Origin of the sequence: uncultured Marivirga sp., from assembly GCF_963974845.1 — a bacterium.
GTDB classification, from domain to species: Bacteria; Bacteroidota; Bacteroidia; order Cytophagales; family Cyclobacteriaceae; genus Marivirga; species Marivirga harenae.
Genome location: NZ_CAXBEQ010000009.1, coordinates 57976 through 84522 on the forward strand (window position 1 = coordinate 57976; position 26547 = coordinate 84522).

Sequence of the window (26547 nt, forward strand, 5' to 3'; positions counted from 1 at the left end):
TTTTGTTGCAGCCTCTATGGATTTATTGGGTTAATTCAAGATCAGCCTACTGCTTTCATCTTTTTTGAATTGTATTTCGCTAGCCCCATCTAGGTATAAATAGGAGTTATTAGCCATAGAGCCTTTGACCAATTTCATGGACTGTGGAATAGAAACCTCTGAATCATCAATGGTAGTATTCAGAATATCAATTTCTCCTTTAAGAAAGTTGAAATAGGCTGTGTTTTGAGCGATCAAATTAAGCTGACCTATTTTATTACTGTCAGTCATTCTGACCCAGCCATCTTTTTGATGAATGTCAAGTGTTTCTTGTTGCAAGTCTGCTATAACGACTCCGGAATGGGTGCTACTCAACCCTCTAAAAGTGGATTTGGGAACATGAATGGTCAGATTTACCAACTGCTTTTCCTCTATTTTTATGGAGATGACATGCAGTGTATCCCCTATCATTTCATATTCTAAATGCTGCAACATATTGCCTTTTATACTTTTGACTTCTAATTCAGGATTATCAGATCCAATAATCGTGACGTGTGGGTCTAGATTAGAAAGCGTAATATAGTTTGCAGCTGTAATGTCAACAGTTTCTGAAATGCTGTTGCTGTCATCTAGTCGATTTAAATCCCCTTTCAATCGCATTTCAGTAAATGCCACAATCATATAAAGGAATAAGAAACCGAAGAGGCCGATCAATATTTTATTGCTTAGTTTCATAACGATCAGTTTATTTTTTCAATATGTTTTTTCAATTCAGTGGCGCTAATGCCCAATAGCTGAGCTTGCTTCAAGAATTCAGGCAATACCTGATTAAAGAATTCTTCTCTTTTGCCCTCTAAAATAATTTTAGGGGCATTTTCATTGACGAAATAGCCAATGCCTCTTTGGTTTTCTATAATATCCATAGCTTGTAGTTCACTGTAAGTTCTCATGATAGTATTCGGATTTACCCCCATTTCAGCTGCTAACTCTCGCACTGAGGGAATTTTCTTGCCTGCAGGAAATTCACCATTCACCACCTTGTCGGTAATGCTGTCCGCTATCTGCAGAAATATGCTTTTGCCGTTTTGAAATTCCATTTTATACCTCCCTTTCTTTTAATTTTCTGTAGGCCACAAATAGTATCACCAAATTACCGATGATGGCTAAAGTGCCGAAAAATTGCATTGCCCCTTTTTCACTTTGCGGCATTAGCCACAGGCTCTCATTGGGTTCGTATTCACCAAATCCCATGGGTTCGAGTAAGACATAGGTAACAGCGACATAAAAAATCACGATTAAGGCTACTGCAAAAAGTGTTTTAACTAATGGTTGTTTGCTGAACATGGCCCCGCCCGTAAAAGGCAAAACAAAGCCTAACATCACCAATGCTATGATCATGGTCATAAACCAGGATTGAAACTCTTGAATCTGATCGGGAAATTCCAAATCTGTCGCCATTCCGAAGCCAATGCTTTCAAATTTTTCAGGGGTGAACAGATTGAAGAAGTAACCCTGAAAGTGGAACGTAAGCCAAAATAGCCCTGGAAGTAGGATCACCACAATGCTTAATCTGGTAATCAATTCAAATAAAAACTTTTCCAGCACCGAACTGGGTAGCATCAAATAATTGATGGTGCTTTCTTTACTTCTAAAAGCTGGGAAAGAATAACCGGTATAGAGAATACCAAATACGGCCACGAAACCGATAATAAATCCTCTGAACATTTCCAGATCATGTGGTTCGCGGTCATTGCCCATTTGCACAATAGTAAGCAGTAGGAATATAACCCCCACATATGCTACGGATGCAAATAACAATAGCTTTTTGTTTTGGATATAATGCTGTTTGGCCAACATTATAAACCTTTTGAGATTGAATATATTATTGGACATATTTTTTCAAGTTTTCATGGCCATTGGCAATGGCGTTAAACAATAATTCTATATCTACATTGGAATTTCCGTTTTCCTGTGGAGTGATAACGCGGAAGCCGCCCGGCACCATTTCGCTGTACAAAATATGCTCGCCTTCTGCCGAGGAAACCGTGGAGAAATTCAGCTGTGAGCCAATTTCATAAAGGTCTTTTTGCATAATGAACTTGCCATTATCCAACATCAATACCTTATCGATCAAATTTTCCACATCTTTTACTTGATGGGTAGAAATGATAACCAACTGATCTTCATCCAAAGAACCCGCCAATACTTTACGGAAAATAGATTTTGAAGGAATATCCAATCCGTTGGTGGGCTCATCAAGTACCAACAAGTGGCATTTGGTAGCCAGTGCGAATGAAATCAAGAACTTTTTCTTCTGACCATAAGATAGCTTTTGCAAGCTTTTGGTTTCTGGTAATTCAAAATCCTTGATTAAGCGAAGTAGTAAGTTCTTATCAAATCGCGGATAGAAACCGGCATTGGCCTTAACATAGTTATTGATGGAAATAGGAGGGAGATGAAACTCCTCCGAAACAAAAAAGACATCCTGCAAAAGAGAGGGCTGCCGTTTGGCAGGTTCCTGCCCCAAAATAGAAATATCACCCTTATCAGGAAATAATAAGCCGATCATGAGCTTGAGCAAGGTGGTTTTACCTGCTCCGTTTTTTCCCAAAAGGCCGACTATGCTGCCCGTTTGCAACTCGCAATCCAACTCATTGAAGAGCGGCTGCTGCTTTTTGGCGTAATTAAAAGTTAGGTTTTTTATTGCAATCATTATTACTGATTTAGTGTACTACTTAACTAATACAGTGCAATAGTAAAAGATTGATTTTAAATATGCAAGGGAAAGGGAAAAAAAGTTGGGAGAAGCCCCCCAGCCCGCCAATTGGCGGGGAGTTAGAAGTAGGAAGTGAAGATACCACTTAGGTCAGTACCGAAGGTCAGACCGGCAATAGATTAAAGATTAAAGATGGAAGTAGGATGTGGGATGTAGGGTGATGGATGTAGGATGCTTGATGAAGGGTGTGAATCAGAGAGTAATTAGGCATTGGTGTTTTCTAGAAGGACTGACTGATGCGTATCTATAAGTTTATTCTTTTCATTTTCTATAGGGAGTAAGTACCTTTGCTCTTCGCTGCACTAAAATAACTTGCAGCTTACAATTTCAAGTGCGGTCATGAAAAACTTTGTATCTATTATTTTCCTTCTATTGTTCGTAACTGCAAGTTGCACAGACAAAGAGGTCAAGCCCAAGGAGCTAAATTCTTATGCGCTATTGCGTTCTACAACAGGTACAACCCAAGAAGTGGTTTGTTTAGACGAAGAGGAGAAATCAGTTACTTTAAGGTCTAATTTTGAGGGTACCACTACTCGTGTTGGAGATCTACTATATGTATTTGATTATTGGAATCTTGAGGTCATTGATTTGAATCAAATGGAATCTATAGACTTTAAAGAGTATACCTCAATTCCTGATAGTGTTGACCAGCTTCAGCAAATTGTAGCCACACGCGATCACCTGATTGTAGCTTTTCAAAATTTTTCTACTGCTGTTATTTCTTTACTGGTTCTTGATATCAATTCGCTTGAACAAATCCAAATAGTAAATCTTGATCTGGAAACAGAGTTCTACAGCATGGCTTCTATTGACAATAGAGTGTTTTTTTCTTCACCATCTGGCCTATATTCTATTGATGTTAGGGAGGAAACTTCGGCCACTCAGGTATCAGATGACTTCTTTGGTTTTGCTGATTTCAAGGTTCTAGATAATGATAATTTGTTGATGCTAACTTCTGATAAGCTATACGAGCTTTCTGCAGCAAACGACAATATCACAGAAATCGGTACTTTTAGTAACGGCTTTGTTATTTCCGATCCTCAAAACTCATCTGTAGCTTTTGATAAAAGAAATGCTACCGTATATCATGCAATTAGTGTTCCGCAACCCTCACCCTATTCTTACTATCTGTCGCAATTTGATATCAGCACGCAAGAAAGCACAGCATTAGTTGAATCAACTTTTTCCGAAGAGTTAGAGGTCTATGCGGATGGCTTAGGATCGTTAATTTTTGATAAGCAGATGAATCAAATTGTCTTAGCTGGCCGAACAGAGGTTCAAGTTTTCAATACTGATGGCAGTTTAGCTCAAGAATTTGATTTTAATGATCGTTCTGTGGAGGTCGTGACTGTTTTTTGAAATATTTGCAATAGAATTTTAATGCGACCAGGGTTTCTTTTTTGCTCAGCTATAGAAATACATATACTTAGTGCCCAAATTATGGTGTTTTTATCACTCATATGACTTATTTAACTAAGATTCTTTTTTCGTGCTATCTAGGTGCTTTGTACTAGTAATTAATCTGCGATTTAAATAGAAGCGATTGCTCGTAAGTAGAGAGATATAAATTCCAATGTATGCTCTGTTCTACAGGTTTTCTTTGTCCAATATTGACCAAAAACTGGACATAGTGCCGAATTCTGTCCAGTTTTTGGACAGGGTTTTGTTTTATGTCCATATTTATTAAAAAACTGGACATTAAATCGATTCTCGAGAGAGAAAATTTTAAATTTAGCATGCCTAAACATATGATTATAATTGAAAATAAGACCCTACATACCTTCAGACCAAGCAGCCGTTCTTCAACTGTTTGATGGGAACACACCGCAATACTTTGATGAAACGGAAAGAGCAGGATTAGTCCATTACCTTGAGAATGAAACCGAAGATTACTTTGTAGTGGAGGGAGAAGGCCAGATAGTAGGAGCGGGCGGTATAAATTACGAACCGCAATCTAAAGCCGCTGTCATTTCATGGGATATAATCAAACCCACTGAACACGGAAAAGGAATAGGGAGAAAACTAACCCAACATAGAATTCAGCATATCAATACAAAAGCTGATATTGAAAAGATTATAGTAAGAACCTCCCAACATACTGATAAATTCTACGAAAAGATGGGCTTTAAACTATTAAAAGTAGAAAAAGACTATTGGGCGAAGGGTTTTGATTTGTATGAGATGGAGCAAGCCAATATTAGTCTCTAATCTTATATTTTTTCAGGGCATTATTATATTTTCGACTAACTCCTAGATTCTTAAGATGTATTTAAAATTAAATCCTATACATTTACGGTACATCAATAACCAAAACCTTAAAGTCGAATTTCAAATTGTTTTCTGGGTTTAGGTTGAAGGTGTATTGCGGATAAAGTAACCTTTGTTGTTTTATACGCAGGTACTAAGTGTGCTAAAAACGTGAATTGTTTTATCGATTCTTAACAACAAGCAATTATCTCAATGAAAAAAATTGACTTACATACTCATACTATTGCAACGGTGAGTGATAGTGCATTTGATTTTAATCTTGATAAAGTAAAAGATTACGTAGAACATTTGGAAATTGATGCACTGGCAATAACGAATCATAATGTTTTTGACTCGAAACAATATTTCGACATAAAGAACTACCTAACAATAACAGTTTTTCCAGGTATAGAGATTGATTTAGAAGGTGGACATATTCTATTAATCACTGATGTCGATGAATTTGAAATTTCCGATTTTGAAGAACGGTGTAAAAGGGTTTCTAGACTAATAAATACTAGTAAAGATGACATCACATTAAAACAATTTTCTGAAATCTTTCCTGACTTATCAAAATATCTATTGATACCTCACATCGATAAAGGACCTAATATAAAAAAGGAAATAATTGATTCTTTGCAACCCCATATAACCGCAGGTGAAGTTGCCAGCGTTTCAAAATTTAAAAGAGCTTATAAAGATACTGGAAAACTAGTTCCAGTTTTGTTCAGTGATGTTAGATTTAAAGATGACTTAAATAACTTCCCTTCTCGTCAGACATATATCGACCTTAATGAAATTTCACTAAGCGGTATTAAATCATGTTTGTTTGATCGAAGTAAAATCTCTCTAACTAAGGAAAGTGGAAATGATTTTTTTCAAGCAACAGCGGATGGACTTTTACTTTCTACTGGTTTGAATATTGTTCTTGGTCAAAGATCATCTGGAAAGTCTGTTACCCTTGATAAGATTGCTTCTGCATCAGGAAATGCTAAGTATATTAAACAGTTTTCCCTGTTAGGTGGAGACGAAGAACGTTTTAATGAAACAAATAAAACAAGGCTGAGTCTTATTAATAATAATTACCTTGATGAGTTTATAAAAGTTGTTGAAAAAGTGGTTCACGTTGATCAAAAACAAAATCATATAAATCTTGGAAACTATTTAGAATCTCTCAAGGAATTTGCCAGTGAAAACGAAAAGCAGGATTTGTATTCAAAATGCAAGATATTTAGCGAAGACACATTCATTATAAATGACCTTACTAATCTTGAAAAGGTTATTAAGTCTGTTGAAACTCTCATTAAGAATAATGAATATCAAGATATTATCCAAAAACATGTGTCAATTGACAGTCTAAAAACTCTTGCAATTGAATTATATCAGAAAGCATTAAACTCAAAAATTGAGAATAGTGAAAAAGTTTGGCTTAACTCTTTGATGAAAGATATCACGAGAGAATTAAAAATTAAAACGACTGGTGTTGTAATCGAAGACATAGATTTTTATCAGATCGCTTTGGATGAGGTTAAAGTAGATCGATTTAATCACGTTGCAGATATGTTAAAGGTTGATCGACAGATTCACAAAGAAGATCTTGGTAAGTTCTCAGTCATAACGTCAACATCAAGGATTGAGGGAGCTTCTGATTTAGGGAAGATTGGAAGAGATAAAAAACCATATAGTAATGCTTTCAAGTATTACAACTCTTCTTCATATGAATATTTACTTAAATTACGCGAGCTTGATGTTGAAGATGCAAGTCTTTATAAGTTCTTTATAAAAATTGAATCAAGTACTCTAAACCAAGATGGATTTGTCGTTTCAGGCGGTGAACGATCTGAATTCAATCTTATTCACGAAATTCAAGATGCAACAAAATATGATTTGCTCTTAATAGATGAACCTGAATCATCATTTGACAATAACTTTCTGAATAGTGAGATTAATTCAATGATTAAACATATTTCTACTCTGATGCCTGTTGTCGTAGTGACACACAATAGCACAGTGGGTGCTTCAATTAAACCCAATTATTTGGCAATAACACAGAAAGCTATTGAAGATAATCATTTCGTTTATCGCATTTATACAGGGTATCCGTCTGATATAGAACTAACTGCTTCTGATGGGAAAAAAATAGAAAACTATGAAACTCTACTGGGTTGTTTAGAGGCGGGGCTGGAAGCATACACCGAAAGAAAAGAAAAGACTTATGACATACTTAAAAATAAATAATAACAAAGGATTTTTTCGAGTTGACTCGTCCAAAGATGACTGGTATGAAATTGATCAAATTGGAAAAGACGACTTATTAAAGTTGTTGAATATTGCAACGACCCAAGATTTTTCTATGGATGAATACAAAGATGAGCTTCTGATGAACCCAGCACATAATATCATTTATAGAAATATTTACAGTAAATTTTCAGAGCTTTTAAGTAACAGAACTAGATTTCAAGATAGTGTTAATTCTATGTATAAGTCTGCAATTGATAAGTATACTTTTGAGTTAAGCCAAGAAGAAAATAAAGAACAAAATGCCAGTGACTAAATAGCTTTACCACCATGCAATGTTTTTTTATAATCTTTGTAGCAATAATAATATTTGTATTTACATGTTAGGAAAAATAGATGATATCTAAATCTCAAATAAATAAGTTAGGAAAACAGCTTCGAACAATTATACTAGAAGGTGATACCGTAGGTTCAGTCGAATTAGAGAAATTGCAAGAATACCGAACTTCTTTTAGAGAGGATATTTCTCCAGTATTCGAAAATGTTGCAGCTGTTGCTAAAAAAGTTAGGGGAGACAGTTTAATATCTTTACGAATTAAGCGGATTGAATCAATTCTTTCCAAAATCAGGAGAGAGCCCACAATGGCATTAGGAAATATGGGGGATATTGCAGGATGCAGAGTAATTTGTCATTCAAAATCCGCCCTTTCCTTAATCCGCAACGAAATTTCGAAATTGTATACCGTAACTAAAGTTAAAGACTATGTTTCCGAGCCTAAACCTGATGGTTACAAAGGATATCATATTTATATTCAGAGTCCTGTCAATAAAAATAAACAGGTGGAAATTCAGCTTAGACATGTTAGAACACATAAATGGGCTTCCTTAGTTGAGATCATAGATATTATATATGATCTCAAATTGAAAGAAGGAGAGAAACACCCAGAGTTACAAGATTTCCTATATTTATTATCATTAGAAAAACATAATCTTAATATATCTCAAATTGCAAGAATCTTGGAAATAGATTCAAAATATGAGATTTACAAAAAGTTAAATCAAGTATTCATTCAAAACCATATACCAATAAGAAGGTCTTGGTTAAGTATAAGCAATATTAAGTCTTATAGTCATTTTATAATAGAAGTTGATAAAGACAAAAAATCAAATATTAAAGCTCTAGAAAATTATCAAACTGCTGAATTGAAATACTTTCAAATGTTCTTGGGTAATCAAACATCAAATTTTGTTTTAATATTTATTGAAAAGCCAAAGTTTAAAGAAATATGTATTGCATATGCAAGCTACATGATGATAAAACACGACTATTTAGATGATTGGAATTTCTTTGCAAAGAAAATCTTAAGAACTGAATCAAAACTTGGCGGTATTAAATCATATAATACGTTTAAGGACTTTATCGATAGAAATCTTCATGACCAACAAAAACTAATTAATTCTGAACTTGACGAGATAAATAATCATGTTGGTGAAAATGGAGATAATAATGGTTTAGCAATCCAAGATTGGATAAATGAATTAACTGAAAGAGATAGGAATATTGAAAAATTTATAAATGAACTAAAACAATTAAAACCTCCTAAAGAGCCGTCTTTTTTCAAAAGGATTTTCAAATAAGGTTTTGCTAATAGGCAACATATCCTATGTGTCCCCCGGTCCCGCCATGCTCTGCACGGTGGTCAATTAATACTACCTCCCCTCCAATAAACCTTCCCTAAAAATCATTAAATTGAACAGTAAATAAGTTGAGCCTTTTCCGTAACTCATAATGATTTCAAATGGACAACAATCTTTTGGTCGCTATCTTTTCCATTATCCCTTTAATTGTTGGAGCTCATCTATGGCAAAAGGGAATTAGTTTGATAAGAAATGGAATAAAAGCAGAAGGGATTGTATTCAAAAATAATTTTAAAGGGAGTATTAACAATAAAACGGGTTTGTATTTTCCTGTGGTGCGGTTTTTAACCGAAAAGCAAGAATGGATTACCAAAGAACTCGATATCGGACAATATCCAGCCCTTGAGGAGGGTAAAAAACTTCGATTGATCTACAATCAAGAAAATCCTGAAGAAGTGGAAATCAATTCAACATTTAGATTGGAGATTTTGCCTCGTATTTTCGTGGCAATTGGTGTTTTAATGTTGATTCTAGGTTTGTTAGGCTATTTGGATGTTATAGAATTAAACTTCGAGAATAAATAGAAATCAATAATACTCACAGTTCCCACCATATTCTGCTTGCTAAAGCTGAATCTATTGTAAGCGTTCGCATTCTTAGATATTATAGAACTACAAAACTTAAATTCTTCTAATGGCTCTTTTTTGGATTGACGGTTTGGAGATATTAATAGTGAAGGAAAACTGTGCTTGCTTTTTATTACCTTTAAAAACTCTATAGTGCGAAGCAAACTAAATTTTAAAAGATGAGATTTTTATTTATTACTTTTTTATTCCTTACTACTGTCTCCTCATACGGTCAAGTCGAAAAGATATCCGCAATATTGGAGGAAATCAATTCCAAAGAGCATTTAAGCGGAGTGGTATTAGTAGGTCAAGGAGAAGAAATTATCTTTCAAAAGGCTTATGGAAAAGCTAATCAATCTTTTAGCGTGTCCAATACTCTTGATACAAAGTTTTTAGTGGGGTCGCTCACAAAGCAGTTTACGGCTGTTTTAGTCATGCAATTGGTTGAGGCGTACCAATTGAATTTAGATGAACCCATATCAACTTATCTCCCTGATTTTAGAAAGGATCTTGCTGATAAAATTACCATTAGACATTTACTTACTCATACTCATGGAATACCCAATACAGACTTACTAAGCAGGTATAAACCCATGAGTAAAGAAGAATTTGTTAGGGAATATTGTGAAATAGACTTTGAATTTCAGCCGGGTACACAGTTCGAATATTCCAATATCGTAGGTTATTATTTGCTGGGTGTAATATTGAAGAAAGTGACGGGTCAGGACTTTCCCAAATTGTTAGAAGACAAAATACTCGGTCCTTTGGACATGCAAAATACTGGCTATTATTCAAAAGATACTGTCATACAAAACTTAGCAACAGGCTATATTCAAAAGGAAATGAGCTTTTTATATGCACCCCACTGGGATATGTCACAATCGTTTTCGGCAGCTGGAATGTATTCCACAATTGGAGATTTATTTAAGTGGGACAGGGCATTGCGCAGTACACAATTGCTTTCAAGTAGTGGAATAGAAACAATCTTCACACCCTATAGTGATGAAATAAGATATGGATTTGCTTGGCATATTAATGACCCTGAGATTAACGGCAAAAGGCTAATTTTTGCCGGTCATAATGGTGGAGCAAATGGTTATAAATCACAATTTATGAGAGGAGTGAATAAAGAATTGGTAGTGATTTACTTATCCAATACCGACCAATATGTAGAACTGCGATATCCATTAATTGAGGTTTTAATGAGTAATGAGAATTAAGCTTCAGTCCTATTGTGCTCTTAATGGTGGTTAATCACTCTTGCTTCCCGTACAGTTACGCTGAGCCTTCTCTAAAAATCATTAATTTACAAAGTGAAAAAGTAGAGACTTTTCCCTAAACTTGAAATCTGCTAGTCCTCCTTTGTAACGAGGATTAACAAAACATGAGTTTTTAACTCAATATGCTAATCTAAACCAAACCACTTCTTTCTGAGTAATCTCTTGCTGAACGATACACATACTCTTCTGCATGATCTACTATTAAGCTTCTACAAGATTTTGATGAATATAATCAACTCTCGCATCAATCATCTTGCTGGGTAATTCAGTTGCAGGATTATCGTCTTTCCAAAACATCTAATTTATAGCTTTTAAGCATTGAAAATGCTTGGATTAGGCATCCTCTTTACAAACGAGGACGAGATGGGTTTAACTTTCTTAAGGTCGTGAATTATGCTATTGACTGAATGATGTAATCAGCAATTTTCTAGTATAACATACATAGCAACTATTCAAACATTGTTTTAGAATGATGGTCTTTGAGCAAAAATGAGTGATTTATTATAAAATCCCTCCTTTTAAATTACGTCAATCCTAATGAAAGCGAGTGCTATCAAACTTGCATAAGCCAATTTTTATAAGCTATTTCAAAGCTTTTAAATTATAAAGTGTATGATCAAAAGTATTAAGAAGAGTGTGCAAGATTTTATTATTTCATTAAAGCCAACATATGCCGTGGAGGTAGATTTATATCATGTTATCCCTGGGGTACCTGTGAAATCTAACAAAGAGCGCCATGATTTTGACAAGGGAGAATTCCAACAGGCCAAAACCTTTTTTGACGAAGCTATTGTTAAGACCTCTGATCTAAAGCTAGCCCCAGCTGAAATTAAACTAATAAAAGGAAGGAAAAAGGTACTGGAATTTAAGCATTTTGGCCCTGTAAATGATATTAGGCCGTCAAAAGGTAAAAGAAGATAATATTTTCAATTACTCATTGGGTAACAAACCTCCATTGGTAAATGGAGGTTTGTTATGTCAATTTTATGATGACACAGACGCTCAAGTACTAAGATTCATGAATTTTTCTGTGTTCGTGTCCAACCCCCCGCAAGTCCTCGTTTGTAACGAAGTTGAGATGGTGCAGTCCAGGTTTTTTCTGAGCAAAATAGCCATACGAGTAGCTTAATAAGACATCCCTTCTCTTCCATTTTGCCGACAGCAGCTCAAAATAGCTAGCTAATCCAGCAGATTGCTTTCTTGCTTAAGCGAAAAATTTGTATTTTCAAGTATTGATGATTAAGCAAGTAGCTTTCTGTCTCCAAACAGATCGAGTTAAAGGATTTAGATTATGGAAATAGTAGTTTTTTACATTTTGGCTTTTTCTGCCTTATTGATTGGAACTGCGGCCATCTACATGGCCTTGATAGAAGGTTTCCCTTTAAAATGGTTGTACTACCATTATTTTATCCGTAAACCCGTCAATTGGACAATATTTATAGTATTGCTAGGGTGGTCCTTCTACATCTATTATGATACTAATGAATTCCCTAGCTGGGCGATTGTAGCACTTATCATCTCTGGATTTGCCTTGATTTTAACTTACAAAATGCATCAGGAAAAGGCATTCCCAGCTGTATTTTTCCCAGAAATATCCGATGAACCAGAGAAATTGCCTTTAAATGATGAAATGGAAATGGCAGTGATTGAATACGAAGGAGTTACAAAATCCTACCCGCTCGACTACGTCATTCACCATCATATCGTAAATGATAAATTTAAAGACAAGACGGTGGCCTTAACTTACTGTGCCATGTGTAGAAGCATCATTCCTTTTGATGTAACCGAAATCGGGCCTTTGTTTGTAGGTTCATTTAAGAATGCCAATATGATAGTTGCAGACAAAAGGACCAAAACATTCTTCCAGCAAGCTACTTTCAAGTCATTAATTGGCAAATTGCATCCATATGAATTAACGATGATCCCTTTTCAAATTCTTTCCTGGGCTGAAGTTAAAAAGGTGATTGATGACCCATCAGTGGTGAAAGTGTCTGAAAAGGATTTTAAAGATTTTGAATTGCCTATACCGGGCATTTGGAAAAAAATAATGGCTTCTGAATCTACTCCAGGGCTCTCGGCCAAGAATCGGGATAAAACTTTTCCGGCAAGAACGCATGTGATCGGACTCATTGATCAGCAATTGGTGTATTTAAAAAAGGAAGTATTGGCAAAACGGATAGTAGAAAATGAAGAATATGCTTTTATTCTTATTGGTGCTGGAAAAACAGTCAATGCTTTCAAAAATACATGGAATGCTCAGAAGTTAGATATTGAAATTGATGAGGGAGAACTATTTGATGCCAAAAGCAACACAAGATGGAATATAAGAGGAAAACATATTTCAGGCGAGATCAAAAGTGATTTAAAACCAATAGCCATTTCTGATGAATACTGGTTTTCGTGGATTAAATTTCACCATAAATCAAAACTGATTAGATTGTAGAAATACATTCCCTACAGAGCCTATTGTAGCTCACTTTCAGGACGAGACAGATTGGAGTAGGCATCCTCGTTAGAAACGAAGACGAGGTGGGTACCACGGTCTATACTTAATCACTCAGTTGTAGTTATTTAAACATTTCCTTTTGTCTAATCTACTATTCACAAAAAATATTACTTTTTTTTCACCACTCCGATAAAATCAGAGTAGCCGCTAATATTATTGTAGCATAAAGTCAACAATCGGGGGTTTACTCTCCTAGGTAATTCATTGCTTAATCTTTACTAAGCTTGAGATGATATGATGAATCAATGGCCATTTAAAATTTTAAAAGGTGGATTTTGTAAATAAAAAATAATTTATAAAGATGACTATGAATGATCAAGTTTGGCTGGTTGGTGAATCGAACCCAAAGCCTGATAATTATATTGCCATTTTTTGCATAGCTGCGAAGAATAACAAAAGTAGATTAGGATTTTCAGAGTATTCCACTGCTAGGGAGGCCTTGGCTAGGGCAAAATATCTTCAAGTAAGATACGAAGCAAAGCAGATTAGGCTTTTTTATCCAAATAGTGTAAGTATCATTATCAAAAATGGAATTCAAACTCATAATGGAAACATATCAAATTCTAATATTTAGCAAGTTTAATTTTAAGAAAATCGAGCATATATTTTTAAGGGAAGTCATCGAAGGAAGTTAGTAAAATATAAATTGAGCATTTGCAGTGTATCCGCTTGAATAAAAATCTATTAACCTAAAAAAACAAAAAATGAAAAACACATATTTACTGGTTCTAGCAGCAGCATACCTAATGCTGAACAACAAGCTTTTCGCACAAGATAGTGAAGAGGCAAATACATTACTAGGGAGTAATAATTCAATTAATACGGAGAATCTCGGCTTCTTTATTGCACCTTCTTTTGGTCTCACCCAAATGGATGGTAGTACTGCTTCATTTTTCAACTTAAGAGGTGGAATAAGCCTTAAGGATCAACTATCAATTGGAGCCTATTTTAACACCTCAATAAATCAGATATATCCAGAAAGCGAGACTGTTCCCAATATTTATATGGACTATTGGACAGTAGGCGGTTTTGCAGAATATACCCTTTTCTCTAAAAAGGTATTTCACTTAAGCCTACCAGTTTACCTTGGCTACGGAGAAGTACAAATGGATAATGAGAATGGAACTGCCGGATTAGGGGAAGCGAATTTTTTTCAAGTTGAACCTTCAGCACTTCTAGAAGTGAATTTACATAAAAATGTTCGCTTCAATTTGGGTGCAGGATATCGGATTATTGGAGATATGACATATCGTAACTTCAACCAGTCCGACCTATCTGGTCTCACCGGCTACATCGGCTTAAAAATTGGTCTTTTTAAATAGAGAAGTTTGTTTAAAAAGAAGGGGAAAGTGCCGATCAATTAGTACTTGCCCCTCTCATTTGTGATTACCCGATCCTGTTTACTTGCTGTTGATTTTTGAAACCTATATGCAGTTTTCCATCCTTTTCGTACACATAAGATCTCTTGATATGACAATATCTTATAGGGGCTAATAGTACACTTCTCATAATTTCAATATATTCATACAGTGTACTTGGTGAAATTTCTAATCTACTTGCCAACTCATGTGGTTGACCGGTTGCTTTCATACGGATCAGCTGATCTATCCTGTTCAGCTTATCCACCATTTTAGGGAATAATCTACTCATTGGTAAAAACTTTAAAATGAAACTTTTGAAAAAAAATAGTTGTCATTTTAAAGTCTCAAATCAGTAGGTTTCTTTGGAGTAAATATATTTTTTGAACTAATTTATATGATTGAAAGAACTCATCATAATGATAGTGAAAATCGGAGGGCGGCAAGTATATTTTTATTGACCTAGCAACGCTCTTTACAACTTCTTTGGAGGGAATTCTTTGCGAGTGACTAAATTCCTCTATTCTTTCTGTTTCACTTTTTTCAAAAGCCTCCTGCTGATGAAATCCGAAAGGAATCAACATAATGAAGGCCAAGAAAAAGATTAGATGTCTCACAATCGGTATAATTTAGAAAAGGATAACGGAATTGTTAAATGTTGGTTTTAATGTAAGTAGAATTAAACCAAGCTTTTAGTAGCATGAAGACTTTTTCAATTAGGTAAAGCTCAAATCCTAATGAAATGCAGTGCAGTTTTTAGTTTAGTCTTTATTAAACGGGAAGCTTATATAGTACTGTCCTTCAACCACTCCAAAACCTCCTGAAAATGATCATCTTTAGCATCTTTGTGTGTCAGTAAATTGATATGGTCATAGTCATGTTTGTAGCCCTGCTTTTTGCCAATAACTTTAAATTTAAAATTATCTTGGTCACCTATTTCTTTTAGTAATCTCCTGCAATCTACAGGATGACCGATTTGCCGATCACTTGCGCCCGTGATGGAAAGAATGGGCGGTAGCTGTTTATTTTGCAAGGCATTTGCATAATCAAAACCGTCTCTAAGGTCTTTCCAGTTTCGAGAACGCACCCATTTGTTTACTTCAAGGAAATAATCTTTTGCCTCATCAGCACTGCCTATTTTATATCTTCTGGCAGGCAGATAGCCTTTTGTTTTAGCAAGGAATGTACAAAAGCCAAACCATATTAAATCTACTATCAAGAACTTTTTGAGATTCCAGACCCTGATATCTCTCTTACTGCCAAAAAATATCATAGATTTTAACGAGGGGGCTTCATTTTTTGCCAGGTAAGCCATTAAGTGTACACCTCCCCAGCTGTGGGAAACCCAATGCTCTGGCTCTTTTCCGGTAGTAGTTCTTATTTTTTCAATGAAATCAGGAATGTCTTCTTCGAAAGCAGAGGCATGACCGAAATTATTGTCAGGGCTTGGATGGGGAGTGCTTTTTCCTCTGCCTCTTAAATCTGCCACAAAAACATCAAAGCCATTTTCAGCTAAAAAGGGAGCAAAACCTTTACCTGATTTGGAGTAGAAGATTTTACCGTCTTCTATACTTCCATGGACTAATAATACGGAGGGCGCATTTTCATTTTTATAAAACCGCTTGAGGTGTAGCTTGTACTTTTCCTTTTCAATAAATAGACTTTCTGATTGCATTTCCGAAAAATAGACAAAAAGTAGTAGGCATGCATAATAAAGAGAAGGAAATTTTTACAACTAAAGGCTGGTTTGAACCGCAAAGACGCCAAGTTTTCGCAAAGAAAAAAATAAGAATTTTAAATATACTCTTTGGGAGATTTTAGTGAAACCCCATAGATCTTGTGGTAAACCCAAAAGCATTTGGTTTTCCAATTTCCTTCGCGACTTTGCGTCTTTGCTGTTAGTTATGCCTTACGCTTTTAAAATCATTTTATCGTCCCTGCTTGCCGTCAGCCAAGTTTGCTCCTTTGCGATTAAACAGTGGGGGGAAGACCCAATTGCTAATTTGATGCATAGGATAACAGTCCATTAATTTGGTGTTGACTTCTAGCTCCAAGCCCGCGTAATTTTTTGGATATTTTGCTCTGAAGTAAGTGGTTAAGCCATCGTCTGTGCCTTTATACGGATAATTGAATTTTATGCGCCAGCTGTCAATTTTATCTTCGATACTCTCCTTCCAGGCCAAGGCAAATTCTTGTTCCAATAAATTAGCAGGATCAAAAAGAATACCTATTTCCGTTTTGCGAGTTTCACCATTTAAAACAGGCGTAAAACTATGAAATGATAGATGTATTACTTTATGATTATGCTGCAGATGTTGTTCTATCTTTCTTTCCAATTTAGCCCTATAGGGTAGGTAATATTCTTCAATGAGTTGTTGTTGAATTTCTTGGGGCATTATTTTTGAAAATTCTGAAAATAGATCTTCATGCTGAAGCGTTCGATTGCTTTCAATTAATAGCCTGCTTATTGAACTGGCAATAAGTTTACTGTCCGCCCTTCTGCTAATGTATTTGCCAATTTCCAAGGCTCCCCTGTCCCAACCTCTATGACTTAAAAGAACATTTTCCTTGCCTCTAAAGTACGATTGAAATTCTTCCGGAATTTCATAACCCCCGTGCTCACAACTGAATATAAATTTGGTCATTACCGTAGCTCATAAAGCTTGTTTTCCTTTAAACAATTCACTAATAACTCATATTCGCTTTTTATATTTTTCTCGGACCAATTCTCCTTTTTAAGGTTGGACAGAATCCGCTGAGATAAGTTTCCATTATCCAAAATGTATTCAATGATCTGCTTTTTGTCTTCTGAAAGATATACATGCTTCAAAATTGATCTCCAGATTTGTTCTATACTGATGCTAGACTCATTTTCTAAACCAAAGAGTTGAAGGTAATTTTGATTTGAAACATTGCTTTTCGCACCTTTCTCCAATGCTAATCTATAAATGTCATAAAGTTGAAATTCATCTATAGGATTGAAATCGTCTAATTTAGGGATAATGTATTTTAGCGCTTGAACAATAAATTCAGCAATGGCAATATCTGCAGCCGGACATTCTTGCAAATCAATGATTCTGATCTCAATAGCATTTCGATCAAAGCGTGCAATTGCACCTCTGGAATTTAACCATTCATATTGTAAGCTTTTGTCTTTATCATAAGGTGCAATATCCTGAAAGATTTTCTTGAAAATAACTTCTTCGTATTCCGATTTATTAGCTACCGATTCAGGAATTACCTTTCCAGTGATGGAAGGTATTTTCTTTTGATTTTTCTCGTAGAAAGCTAATCGGTTGTCCAGAATATCTGAACCGTTCCCCTCAAAAATAGGTGATGAGGCCGTGAGTGCAGGAATAAGCGGCATTATGTGTCTTATCGCCTCATGAAGCGAATAGAACTCCTTATCATTGGCAAATGGAAAGTTGATATGCATACTTTGCAAATTTCCCCAACCGTGTCCTTTACAATTGAATATTTCATTGTATCGACTATATATTTCATTTCGATCATGTGGCCACAACTTTACGTCCATCAAAGGATTCATTAAAGGGTGCATGGCTGTTGGCATCAACTGACAATCCATTTCAGCCAAAATCCCATTGATTTCTTTAATGTTTTCATGAAAGTCATCAGATAGTCCTTCCAGTCCGGGCATTGGCTTGGTGGTTTTTAATTCCAAAACATGTAGCACTAGTTCATTGGACCAACTAATATTTCCGTTTTCCAATTCGTCTGTAATTTGACCTATTTTCTTGATAATCAATTGATCAGAAATGGGTGCGGGCATTAAAGTTTTTCGGTTTACTATCATGTATTCCAATTCTATGCCGATACATTCAAATAAGGAGTAGGTCTTTGTTTTTTTTGTCACTTCCATCTTATTGATTACTAATTTGTTTTGACTTTTGGATGCGGTTCAAGAAGACATCCATCATTTTTCCGTATAATTTATCTTTCAAAACGGCATCTTCAACTCCCGTATCGATATTTGGATTGTCATTGATTTCAATCACAAAGAATTTATTTCCTTTCTGCTTGATATCAACACCATAAAGACTTTCACCGATGAGTTTAGACAATTTTTCTGCAGTTTTTATCAGTGCAGGGGGTGCCATTTCCACAGGCATAGTTTCCACCTTACCATATTTACCCCCTTTGTTCCAGTTAACAATCTGCCAATGTTCCTTGCTCATGTAATATTTACAAGCATAGATCGCTTCTCCGTTGAAAACACCCACTCTCCAATCGAAATCAGTTTGCAGAAATTGTTGGCCAATGATTAAATCAGACTTTTCTAGCAGTGCAGTTACCTTCTTTTTGTACTCTTCCATATTCTCGGCTTTGCTAACCCCCTGGCTGAAAGCACTATCAGGTTGTTTTAATATAATTGGGAAGCCCAATATATCAGGTGCCAGATTGATGTTTTCCTTATGGATAATCATAGTTTCTGGTGCTTCAATCTGGTGCATTTTTAAAAGTTCAGCCAAATAAACCTTATTACTACATTTGATGATGCTTTCCGGATCATCGACCACCACCAAACCCTCAGCCTTGGCTCGTTGCGCAAAACGGAAAGTATGATGATTGACAGCAGTGGTTTCTCTGATGAATAAGGCATCGTAGGAAGAAAGCGTACTGTAATCATCTTTAGTGATTAAATTGGCCTGAATCCCTTTTTGATTAGCCGCTTTAATGAATTTATGTAAAGTTTTTTCTGAACTCGGAGCAGTTTTTTCCAAAGGGTCCCATAAGATAGCCATGGAATAAGCTGCAGTCGTTCGTTCAGGAACAGTAAACTTTTTAGCTTCGAAGTATTTCATGGTCGCATCTTCCACAAATGGCTGATGATCTTCAGGAATATCGCCAGCAGCTATTGGAGAAATCGACTGAACTGACCATTTGCCATTACTATTAGCAAAATGTGCTCTAATAAATGGAGATTGGAATAAGTTAAATAACTGCATGCTAAGTGCATCATACTTCTTAGAAAGGTTTTTTCCGAAATAGATACTTAGCGTAAATTTTTCTGATTTTATGTCCTTTAATGATTTCTGGATCAGTGAATCTAATTCTGTTGATAAAATTTTCACAACAGAAAGTGTTTTCATTTCCTGAATGGTATTTATACTTGGGACGGCCTTGTGCTTTCTTGCTGCTGCCAATAGAGATACGTAATAACCGGTGTTTTGATATTTATAATCTCTGCAAAGGTTGAAAACTCTTGCATTTTTCATATTTGAATATACAGGATTGGTCAGGTACTGTTTACCTGTAATTACTTCAATGCCTTTAATATCAAAATCCCAATCTTTGAGGTTCGTAACGGTTATGATAATTTTCATTTATTAATAATTAATAAGTTAGCATCATAGGTAATAATACCTAATAGAATAGCGCAAATTAGATGATCGATATCGACAGAATAATTTTGAGTTTCGAACGGATTAGCATGAAGTGGATCTGCTACTTTTACACTTCCATTTTCATAATTCAATCCATTTAAAACAACAAAATGACCTGATGGTTGCCCCTTAATATCATCATACAGTACAGGTTCTTCACCAAACTCTCTTTTCTCATTATACAGATAAGTGGCACTTAGACCTGTCAAAATAGGGATTTCTTTGCTCAAGTATGATTGTATTAAATCTTTACTTAGAGTCTTGTATGAAATTTTCCCACCGCTTTCCAGAAATTGTATGTATGCTTTAGAGGCTTGTTTAAATTTCGGAGTCTTTTTGTGTTTAAGTTGTTCTTTTAATTTATTTACTAAATCAATATTTTCATTTTGAAACCAACTAGGATCAAATATTTTTAAATTAAAAGTTATGATTTCAGCTTGAAACCCCCTTTTCAAGGCATCTATACCCAACATAACAGCTAATGTTCCACCACTTGCCAAATATTCTATGGATTGGATGACTTCCTCTAAGCTAAGATCTTCATTGAAATAATTATAAACAGCATGTAAACTTGTTGGACCGCAAGTGCTGTCAGTAGGTTGTCTGGAAATATCCAGTCGGAGTATGTTATTTTTCAATTTATTTTTTAAAAGTAATTCGATAACGCCAGAAATTACGATTAGTTTCTTGTAAAGAAAATATTTTCAATAAATTTTTAAGACGTTGATTTTCAGGTGTTAATGTTGGTTATTTTCTGATGAAAATATAGCAGACATAAGCTATGAACGTAATCAAATAAAGAACAGCTTCCCAGCGGTCCAACTTTTTACTTTTTAAGGTAAACATGAAGATGAAAAGCATGATGGAACCTCCGATTAGAACAAAAAAGTCAAAGTTCATTTCAGTGTTGAAATTTAGGGGTGTCACCAGCGAATTGATCCCTAAGATGAAGGTTAAATTGAAAATGTTAGAACCTATGACATTGCCTATGGCGATATCGGCTCTGTTTCGAAATGCTGCCACCGCACTAGTGGCTAATTCAGGTAAGGAGGTTCCTGCGGCCAAAATTGTCAAGCCGATTAATTTTTCGCTTAATTCAAAACTACGCGCAATTTCCACAGCATTGTCAACCACTAGCTTCCCGCCTATTACCAAACCAGTAATTCCACCTAGAATCATTAATAGTGTTACCCAATGATTGTAAATAGGTGTTTCTTTGACATTTGTTTCAATTACATCGCTATTGTTTTTGACATTATAAAAGACGTAGTAAATAAATGCAACGAACAATAATAAAAGTATAAATCCATCAATTAAGCCTGCGCTGTTTTCTTCGCTGCCAAAAAAGAAAACATCATTTACTAGGATGAATAAGATAATTACCAAAGCCATTCCAAATGGAATCTCTTTCCAAACGGTTTCAGACTGAACTACAAGCGGTCTTATAACACCTGCTATGCCCAATATGAAAAATAAATTGAAAATATTGCTACCTATTAGATTTCCAAATACAACATCATCCAATCCTTGAGAGCCCGAAACTAAGTTGACCACGAGTTCTGGTGCTGAAGTTCCCATGGCGACAATGGTTAGGCCTATAGCGATTTCAGAAACATTAAATTTTTTAGCGAAGGAAGAGGCTCCCGTGACCATAAAATCAGCCCCCTTTATTAATAGTATAAATCCTAAAACAATTAATCCCGTATCAAGTAATAATTCCAAATTATAATGTTAAAATTTTACTCACCAATTTAGCATAACTATTTATATTGGGAAACAAGTACTATAAATTATTGTCAAAATAGTGTAAATATTCTTATTTTAGAATTCTATAATTAATAGAGTTAATAAATTTAAAACTATGGGAAAAGGAGATAAAAAAACAAAAAAAGGCAAAATCTTTGCTGGTTCTTTTGGAGTAAGAAGACCAAAGAAAACTACAAGTAGTGCTGTGATTCCTAAGGCAGAGTCAAAAGAAAAGAAAGCAAGTACAGCTAAAAAGGACAGCACATCCAAAAAGACTACTGCAGCTAAAAAAACAACTACCAAGAAAAAAACTGAAAAATAACTTTGGTAATTTGAATTTGGCGTTTACATTTGTGCAAATGCAAAATAGAAAAACAAATATCAACTGGTGGTGGACTTCTAAATTTTAGAAGACAGCACTGGTATATAAAATATTTAAAACCTCGCTGTCTAGCGAGGTTTTTTTTTGACTTAATATTTTCGAAAATGATTAATAAATTGAATAACGCATGGTGGTGGCACGGAATAGCATCTAATACTGGATGAAAGGATATGCCATGCTCAAAATGCAAACAAAAAAGGCTTACCGGACATTCGGTAAGCCTTTTTTTTGTCTATTAAAATCTGACTAAACCTGTCAGGTTTGGATCGGTAAATTAACTAGACAATTGAAGAATTTTACCAATAAACTAATTGAAACCTGACAGGTTTTAAAGACCTAAATACAGATAAATGAAAGTAAAGAAATCACATATCACACTACCGGCAGACTCATTTACCCCCGTTGCATTATATCTTCGGCTGCGAGATCAATTCCCCCATACTTTTTTGATGGAAAGTTCTGATTATCACACGCGAAGGAATAGATTTTCATATATTGGAGTGCAATCCATAGCAGAAGTTAAAGCCACGAATAATTCATTCTATACTGAAATTGAGGGGGTGGAAAGAACTGAGGAATTGGTAGATAAACTATCGCTTCCAGCTAAACTTCAAGATTTCATTAATCAATTTGAAGCTGAGGATATTTTGAAAGGAGAAGAGTTTGAGGAAAGTGGATTTTTTGGTGCAACTGGCTTCGATGGTGTTCAATACTTCGAAGATATCAATTTTGAGAAAGTACAAGAGGATATCCCGTTTCTTCGCTATCACTTTTATCGATTTGTACTGGTTTTTGATCATTTTAAAGATGAGCTTCATGTTTTTGAACATGAAATCAATACTAAGTATGAGTTCACACAAGATGATTTGGTCCAAGTCATTTTAAATCGTTCAGTTCCGCAATTCAAATTCCAAAAAGTAGGTGAGGAAAGCAGCAATATGAGCGATCTGGAGTTTCTGGAAATCATTAATAAAGGAATAGCTCACGCTCAATTAGGGGATGTTTTTCAAATGGTGCTTTCCCGTGCTTTTTCCCAAGAATTTAAAGGAGATGAGTTTACTGTTTATCGAGCATTACGATCTTTAAATCCATCTCCTTATTTGTTCTATTTTGATTATGGAGATTATAAATTATTTGGGTCATCACCCGAAGCACAAGTTGGAGTCAAAGGCAACAAAGCTTATGTGAACCCAATAGCTGGAACATACAGAAGGAGTGGAGATGATGCCGCAGATGCAAAATTAGCGGAACAGCTGTTGAATGATGAAAAAGAAAATGCCGAGCACACCATGCTGGTAGACTTAGGAAGAAATGATTTGTCAAAGCATGGAAGTAATGTTAAAGTGGATGTCTATAAAGAAATCCAGTTTTATTCTCATGTGATTCATTTAGTAAGTAAAGTAACGGCAGATGTTCCTGAGAAATCAGCTGTGAAATTGCTGGCCGATACATTTCCGGCAGGCACTTTGAGTGGGGCACCAAAATATAAAGCATTAGAACTGATCAATAAATACGAGCCAACAGGTCGAGGACTGTATGGTGGTGCTGTGGGTTTAATTGGGTTGAATGGTAATTTAAATCATGCCATTGTAATTCGCTCCTTTGTAAGTAAAGATAATAAATTGAATTATCGAGCTGGAGCAGGAATTGTGGCTTTGTCACATCCTCAGAGTGAATTGCAGGAAGTCCACAATAAATTATATGCCTTGAGAAAGGCGATGGAGAAAGCAGAAAATCTATTCGACCAATATCAAAAATAAGTTTAGGACATGAAGATACTATTACTAGATAATTATGACTCCTTTACTTACAATTTGGTGGAGGTAATCAGACAACAAAACATTAATGTTGAAATTGATGTCATTAGAAATGATAAAATCACGCTAGAGGAAGTAGAAAAATATGACAAGATTTTACTTTCACCAGGACCGAGTGTACCTGAAAATGCGGGTATTATGTTGGATTTGATCAAAAGATATGCAGCCGAAAAACCGATTTTGGGAATCTGTTTAGGGCATCAAGCCATTGGACAGGCTTTTGGAGCGAAATTATTTAATATTCAACCCGTAATGCACGGGATTCAAAGCCGAGCTAAACTGGATAATCATTACCTCTTTGCAGGTATTACCGAAGAAATCAGCATTGGAAGATATCATTCATGGTCAATCAATGAAGTAGATTTCCCCGCGGATTTAGAAGTAGTGGCTCGTTCAGAAGATGGTCAAATCATGGCAGTGCAGCATAAAAAATATGATGTTTGCGGGTTGCAGTTTCATCCTGAGTCAGTGATGACACCTGAGGGTAGCAAAATTCTGAAAAATTGGATAGCCAGAGATTGAAGTGGGGAGTTAGGAGTAGTAAGATTGAACTCAGAAGGTAGATATTTGGCCAAGGATGATGGGAGAATAGCAATGCAGTTGAAGCAAATAGAAATACAGACAATCAGTGAATCAGAGAAAAGTCTAGAATCTAGGTTCTAGAATCTAAAAATTTAAAATTAATGAAAGAACTTATTAATAGATTATCACAATACAATACTTTGACTACAGAAGAGGCGAAGGCAATCTTCTTACGAATTGGACAAGGTGAATTTAATAATTCGGAACTAGCGGCCTTTATGACGCTGTTCATGATTCGTCCAGTAACAGTAGAGGAGCTGAGCGGTTTCCGTGATGGGCTTATGGAGTTGCGGGTTCCGATCGATCTTTCCGCTTATGACGGAATGGATTTGTGCGGAACTGGAGGTGATGGTAAAAACACTTTTAATATCAGCACCATGTCTGCTTTTGTAGTTGCGGCTTGTGGTCAGAATGTGGTAAAGCATGGTAATTACGGAGTTTCCTCCAAATGTGGAAGTTCTAATTTGTTAGAGCACTTTGGATATGAATTTACAAATGAACAAGATGGATTGGAAAGGCAATTAGAAGAAAGTGGAATTTGCTTTTTGCATGCACCAAAATTTCATCCTGCTATGCGCTTTGTAGGTCCAATTAGGAAAGAATTGGGAGTAAAAACTTTCTTCAATATGCTAGGGCCATTAGTAAATCCTGCTTTACCTAAAAAACAAATGGCTGGTGTTTTTAGTCATGAATTGGCAAGGATCTATTCTTACTTATTTCAGGAATCAGATGCTCAATATATCGTGGTTTATGACTTGGAAGGCTATGATGAATGTTCCTTGACAGGAGAAACGAAGGTGTTTTCTTCCAGTGGAGAGCAAATCTTGAAACCCGCTGATTTCGGCTTGGAAAAAATAAATGCAAATGAAATTCACGGGGGCGAAACCATAGAAGAAGCCGCTAAGATTTTTACTGATATTTTAAAAGGTGAAGGAACAAAAGCTCAAAATTCAGTAGTATTTGCTAATAGTGCTTTAGCTCTCCAAGCAGCTGGAAAATATAGCACTTTAATCGAAGCAACCGAAGCAGCCAAAGATGCCATTGAATCAGGAAAAGCGAATGAAGTATTTAAAAAATTGATTAATATATAAAATCTAGGTTCTAGGCTCTAGAATCTAAAATCTAACGAAAATGAATATACTACAACAAATAGCAGAATATAAAAAGGCAGAAGTAATAGAGCGGCAAAAACTATTTCCTGTGGAATTCTTGAAGCAAAAGCTCTATTACAAATCGAAACCTGTAAGCCTTAAATCCTATGTAATGGATGAAACTAAAACAGGAATCATTGCAGAGATTAAAAGAAAATCTCCTTCTGAAGGGAAAATCAATGCCCACATATCAGTGGAGGAGGTTTCTATTGGCTATATGCAAAGTGGAGCGAGTGCTTTGTCTGTACTAACAGATGAACCTTCCTTTGGCGGGAGTTTAAAAGATTTGGAAGTGGCTAGAAAGTACAATTATTGCCCTATTCTTCGCAAAGATTTCATGCTAGACCCTTATCAAGTCTATGAAGCAAAGGCGCATGGAGCAGATGCCATATTGCTTATTGCCTCCATGATTGATAAATCACTATGTCAGGACCTAGCTTCTTTGGCTCACGAGCTGGGAATGGAAGTGCTATTAGAAGTTCACAATCAAGAAGAGTTGGATTCACACTATGGAAACTATGCTGATTTGGTAGGAATAAATAGTCGTGATTTGAAAAGCTTCAATACCGATTTGACAATAGCTGAGGCACTTGTAAATCAACTAGCTAGTGATGTTCCGAAAATAGCTGAAAGCGGATTAAAGACTCCTGAAGATGTGGTGAAAATGAAAAAAGCCGGATTTGATGGCTTTTTGATAGGTACCTCTTTTATGAAAAGTAGTGAACCGGGTAAAGCTTGCCAGCGTTTTTCTCAGCAAGTGAAAAATATGATGGCAGACAAAATTGGTAAATAGACAGCTCAAATTGAAATCAAAAC

General features: G+C 35.5%; 28 protein-coding genes. 16 read left to right on the plus strand and 12 right to left on the minus strand.

The window, feature by feature from the left end; genetic code table 11:
• Positions 1-30: 30 nt before the first annotated feature.
• Genes AAC601_RS17210 through AAC601_RS17225 form a run of 4 tightly spaced genes read right to left on the minus strand, consistent with a single transcriptional unit; the run spans position 31 to position 2692 of the window.
• Complete coding sequence (locus AAC601_RS17210) at positions 31-714, minus strand: hypothetical protein (protein ID WP_340153934.1); 684 nt, start codon at positions 712-714, stop codon at positions 31-33.
• A 5-nt stretch (positions 715-719) separates the two neighbouring features.
• Positions 720-1076: a GntR family transcriptional regulator gene (locus tag AAC601_RS17215; protein WP_340153935.1), complete on the minus strand. Its 357-nt coding sequence runs from the start codon at positions 1074-1076 to the stop codon at positions 720-722.
• 1 nt (position 1077) lies between these two features.
• The gene (locus AAC601_RS17220) at positions 1078-1872 is read right to left on the minus strand and encodes a hypothetical protein (protein ID WP_340153936.1); all 795 of its coding nucleotides are present in this window, start codon (positions 1870-1872) and stop codon (positions 1078-1080) included.
• Positions 1862-2692, minus strand: coding sequence for an ABC transporter ATP-binding protein (locus AAC601_RS17225; RefSeq protein ID WP_340153937.1), 831 nt, complete (start codon positions 2690-2692; stop codon positions 1862-1864). The genes AAC601_RS17220 and AAC601_RS17225 overlap by 11 nt, the downstream gene beginning before the upstream one ends.
• A 402-nt stretch (positions 2693-3094) precedes the next feature.
• Here AAC601_RS17225 and AAC601_RS17230 point away from each other — a divergent pair, with 402 nt between their 5' ends.
• The 11 genes from AAC601_RS17230 to AAC601_RS17280 all read left to right on the plus strand — a co-directional run bounded on the left by AAC601_RS17230 (position 3095) and on the right by AAC601_RS17280 (position 14612).
• Complete coding sequence (locus AAC601_RS17230; protein WP_340153938.1) at positions 3095-4114, plus strand: hypothetical protein; 1020 nt, start codon at positions 3095-3097, stop codon at positions 4112-4114.
• 399 nt (positions 4115-4513) lie between these two features.
• The gene (locus tag AAC601_RS17235) at positions 4514-4963 is read left to right on the plus strand and encodes a GNAT family N-acetyltransferase (RefSeq protein ID WP_340153939.1); all 450 of its coding nucleotides are present in this window, start codon (positions 4514-4516) and stop codon (positions 4961-4963) included.
• A 252-nt stretch (positions 4964-5215) separates the two neighbouring features.
• A complete protein-coding gene (locus tag AAC601_RS17240) occupies positions 5216-7240 on the plus strand; it encodes a histidinol-phosphatase (protein WP_340153940.1) in 2025 nt (674 codons plus the stop codon).
• Entirely contained in the window at positions 7218-7556 is a 339-nt protein-coding gene (locus tag AAC601_RS17245) for a hypothetical protein (protein ID WP_340153941.1), read from the plus strand. Before AAC601_RS17240 ends, AAC601_RS17245 begins: the two co-directional genes overlap by 23 nt.
• 80 nt (positions 7557-7636) lie before the next feature.
• Positions 7637-8878, plus strand: a complete 1242-nt coding sequence (locus AAC601_RS17250) for a RelA/SpoT domain-containing protein (protein WP_340153942.1) — start codon at positions 7637-7639, stop codon at positions 8876-8878.
• Positions 8879-9039: 161 nt separating this feature from the next.
• Complete coding sequence (locus AAC601_RS17255; protein WP_340153943.1) at positions 9040-9462, plus strand: DUF3592 domain-containing protein; 423 nt, start codon at positions 9040-9042, stop codon at positions 9460-9462.
• 221 nt (positions 9463-9683) lie between these two features.
• On the plus strand, positions 9684-10724 hold the full coding sequence (locus AAC601_RS17260; RefSeq protein ID WP_340153944.1) for a serine hydrolase domain-containing protein: 1041 nt from the start codon (positions 9684-9686) through the stop codon (positions 10722-10724).
• 672 nt (positions 10725-11396) lie between these two features.
• Complete coding sequence (locus AAC601_RS17265) at positions 11397-11705, plus strand: hypothetical protein (RefSeq protein ID WP_303270268.1); 309 nt, start codon at positions 11397-11399, stop codon at positions 11703-11705.
• A 370-nt stretch (positions 11706-12075) separates the two neighbouring features.
• Positions 12076-13227: a DUF3179 domain-containing protein gene (locus AAC601_RS17270; protein ID WP_340153945.1), complete on the plus strand. Its 1152-nt coding sequence runs from the start codon at positions 12076-12078 to the stop codon at positions 13225-13227.
• A 370-nt stretch (positions 13228-13597) separates the two neighbouring features.
• A complete protein-coding gene (locus AAC601_RS17275; RefSeq protein ID WP_303270266.1) occupies positions 13598-13864 on the plus strand; it encodes a hypothetical protein in 267 nt (88 codons plus the stop codon).
• A gap of 130 nt (positions 13865-13994) precedes the next feature.
• Positions 13995-14612, plus strand: coding sequence for a hypothetical protein (locus tag AAC601_RS17280; protein WP_340153946.1), 618 nt, complete (start codon positions 13995-13997; stop codon positions 14610-14612).
• Between the two features lie 64 nt (positions 14613-14676).
• Here the strand turns inward: AAC601_RS17280 and AAC601_RS17285 are convergent, their stop codons facing one another.
• From AAC601_RS17285 to AAC601_RS17320, 8 genes are all read right to left on the minus strand, one after another.
• Positions 14677-14940, minus strand: a complete 264-nt coding sequence (locus tag AAC601_RS17285; RefSeq protein ID WP_340153947.1) for a hypothetical protein — start codon at positions 14938-14940, stop codon at positions 14677-14679.
• A 55-nt stretch (positions 14941-14995) separates the two neighbouring features.
• Entirely contained in the window at positions 14996-15265 is a 270-nt protein-coding gene (locus AAC601_RS17290) for a hypothetical protein (protein ID WP_340153948.1), read from the minus strand.
• A 167-nt stretch (positions 15266-15432) separates the two neighbouring features.
• On the minus strand, positions 15433-16323 hold the full coding sequence (locus tag AAC601_RS17295; RefSeq protein ID WP_340153949.1) for an alpha/beta fold hydrolase: 891 nt from the start codon (positions 16321-16323) through the stop codon (positions 15433-15435).
• Positions 16324-16576: 253 nt separating this feature from the next.
• On the minus strand, positions 16577-17293 hold the full coding sequence (locus AAC601_RS17300; RefSeq protein ID WP_340153950.1) for an N-formylglutamate amidohydrolase: 717 nt from the start codon (positions 17291-17293) through the stop codon (positions 16577-16579).
• Positions 17293-18522, minus strand: coding sequence for a glutamate-cysteine ligase family protein (locus AAC601_RS17305; RefSeq protein WP_340153951.1), 1230 nt, complete (start codon positions 18520-18522; stop codon positions 17293-17295). Before AAC601_RS17305 ends, AAC601_RS17300 begins: the two co-directional genes overlap by 1 nt.
• Positions 18523-18529: 7 nt before the next feature.
• Entirely contained in the window at positions 18530-19993 is a 1464-nt protein-coding gene (locus AAC601_RS17310) for a RimK family protein (RefSeq protein WP_340153952.1), read from the minus strand.
• Positions 19990-20691 carry a C39 family peptidase gene (locus AAC601_RS17315; RefSeq protein WP_340153953.1) on the minus strand — a complete coding sequence of 234 codons (702 nt, stop codon included), beginning with the start codon at positions 20689-20691 and terminating at the stop codon, positions 19990-19992. The genes AAC601_RS17310 and AAC601_RS17315 overlap by 4 nt, the downstream gene beginning before the upstream one ends.
• A 109-nt stretch (positions 20692-20800) precedes the next feature.
• Complete coding sequence (locus AAC601_RS17320) at positions 20801-21775, minus strand: calcium/sodium antiporter (RefSeq protein ID WP_303270257.1); 975 nt, start codon at positions 21773-21775, stop codon at positions 20801-20803.
• Between the two features lie 139 nt (positions 21776-21914).
• Here AAC601_RS17320 and AAC601_RS17325 point away from each other — a divergent pair, with 139 nt between their 5' ends.
• The 5 genes from AAC601_RS17325 to trpC all read left to right on the plus strand — a co-directional run bounded on the left by AAC601_RS17325 (position 21915) and on the right by trpC (position 26524).
• Positions 21915-22121, plus strand: coding sequence for a 30S ribosomal protein THX (locus AAC601_RS17325; RefSeq protein ID WP_303270256.1), 207 nt, complete (start codon positions 21915-21917; stop codon positions 22119-22121).
• Positions 22122-22531: 410 nt separating this feature from the next.
• Positions 22532-23941 carry an anthranilate synthase component I family protein gene (locus AAC601_RS17330; protein ID WP_340153954.1) on the plus strand — a complete coding sequence of 470 codons (1410 nt, stop codon included), beginning with the start codon at positions 22532-22534 and terminating at the stop codon, positions 23939-23941.
• Between the two features lie 9 nt (positions 23942-23950).
• Positions 23951-24520 carry an aminodeoxychorismate/anthranilate synthase component II gene (locus tag AAC601_RS17335; RefSeq protein WP_340153955.1) on the plus strand — a complete coding sequence of 190 codons (570 nt, stop codon included), beginning with the start codon at positions 23951-23953 and terminating at the stop codon, positions 24518-24520.
• A gap of 161 nt (positions 24521-24681) precedes the next feature.
• The gene (trpD, locus tag AAC601_RS17340) at positions 24682-25671 is read left to right on the plus strand and encodes an anthranilate phosphoribosyltransferase (RefSeq protein WP_340153956.1); all 990 of its coding nucleotides are present in this window, start codon (positions 24682-24684) and stop codon (positions 25669-25671) included.
• Positions 25672-25711: 40 nt separating this feature from the next.
• Entirely contained in the window at positions 25712-26524 is an 813-nt protein-coding gene (gene trpC, locus AAC601_RS17345) for an indole-3-glycerol phosphate synthase TrpC (RefSeq protein ID WP_303270252.1), read from the plus strand.
• Positions 26525-26547: the final 23 nt, after the last annotated feature.

Excerpts from the sequence above, each read along its gene's own strand:
- trpD (WP_340153956.1), top strand. The coding sequence starts at position 24,682 with ATGAAAGAACTTATTAATAGATTATCACAATACAATACTTTGACTACA.
- AAC601_RS17240 (WP_340153940.1), top strand. The coding sequence starts at position 5,216 with ATGAAAAAAATTGACTTACATACTCATACTATTGCAACGGTGAGTGAT.
- AAC601_RS17220 (WP_340153936.1), bottom strand. The coding sequence starts at position 1,872 with ATGTCCAATAATATATTCAATCTCAAAAGGTTTATAATGTTGGCCAAA.
- AAC601_RS17230 (WP_340153938.1), top strand. The coding sequence starts at position 3,095 with ATGAAAAACTTTGTATCTATTATTTTCCTTCTATTGTTCGTAACTGCA.
- AAC601_RS17275 (WP_303270266.1), top strand. The coding sequence starts at position 13,598 with ATGAATGATCAAGTTTGGCTGGTTGGTGAATCGAACCCAAAGCCTGAT.
- AAC601_RS17250 (WP_340153942.1), top strand. The coding sequence starts at position 7,637 with ATGATATCTAAATCTCAAATAAATAAGTTAGGAAAACAGCTTCGAACA.
- AAC601_RS17215 (WP_340153935.1), bottom strand. The coding sequence starts at position 1,076 with ATGGAATTTCAAAACGGCAAAAGCATATTTCTGCAGATAGCGGACAGC.
- AAC601_RS17330 (WP_340153954.1), top strand. The coding sequence starts at position 22,532 with ATGAAAGTAAAGAAATCACATATCACACTACCGGCAGACTCATTTACC.
- AAC601_RS17280 (WP_340153946.1), top strand. The coding sequence starts at position 13,995 with ATGAAAAACACATATTTACTGGTTCTAGCAGCAGCATACCTAATGCTG.
- AAC601_RS17260 (WP_340153944.1), top strand. The coding sequence starts at position 9,684 with ATGAGATTTTTATTTATTACTTTTTTATTCCTTACTACTGTCTCCTCA.
- trpC (WP_303270252.1), top strand. The coding sequence starts at position 25,712 with ATGAATATACTACAACAAATAGCAGAATATAAAAAGGCAGAAGTAATA.
- AAC601_RS17300 (WP_340153950.1), bottom strand. The coding sequence starts at position 17,293 with ATGACCAAATTTATATTCAGTTGTGAGCACGGGGGTTATGAAATTCCG.
- AAC601_RS17255 (WP_340153943.1), top strand. The coding sequence starts at position 9,040 with ATGGACAACAATCTTTTGGTCGCTATCTTTTCCATTATCCCTTTAATT.
- AAC601_RS17335 (WP_340153955.1), top strand. The coding sequence starts at position 23,951 with ATGAAGATACTATTACTAGATAATTATGACTCCTTTACTTACAATTTG.
- AAC601_RS17245 (WP_340153941.1), top strand. The coding sequence starts at position 7,218 with ATGACATACTTAAAAATAAATAATAACAAAGGATTTTTTCGAGTTGAC.
- AAC601_RS17225 (WP_340153937.1), bottom strand. The coding sequence starts at position 2,692 with ATGATTGCAATAAAAAACCTAACTTTTAATTACGCCAAAAAGCAGCAG.
- AAC601_RS17285 (WP_340153947.1), bottom strand. The coding sequence starts at position 14,940 with ATGAGTAGATTATTCCCTAAAATGGTGGATAAGCTGAACAGGATAGAT.
- AAC601_RS17210 (WP_340153934.1), bottom strand. The coding sequence starts at position 714 with ATGAAACTAAGCAATAAAATATTGATCGGCCTCTTCGGTTTCTTATTC.
- AAC601_RS17265 (WP_303270268.1), top strand. The coding sequence starts at position 11,397 with ATGATCAAAAGTATTAAGAAGAGTGTGCAAGATTTTATTATTTCATTA.
- AAC601_RS17295 (WP_340153949.1), bottom strand. The coding sequence starts at position 16,323 with ATGCAATCAGAAAGTCTATTTATTGAAAAGGAAAAGTACAAGCTACAC.
- AAC601_RS17270 (WP_340153945.1), top strand. The coding sequence starts at position 12,076 with ATGGAAATAGTAGTTTTTTACATTTTGGCTTTTTCTGCCTTATTGATT.
- AAC601_RS17325 (WP_303270256.1), top strand. The coding sequence starts at position 21,915 with ATGGGAAAAGGAGATAAAAAAACAAAAAAAGGCAAAATCTTTGCTGGT.
- AAC601_RS17310 (WP_340153952.1), bottom strand. The coding sequence starts at position 19,993 with ATGAAAATTATCATAACCGTTACGAACCTCAAAGATTGGGATTTTGAT.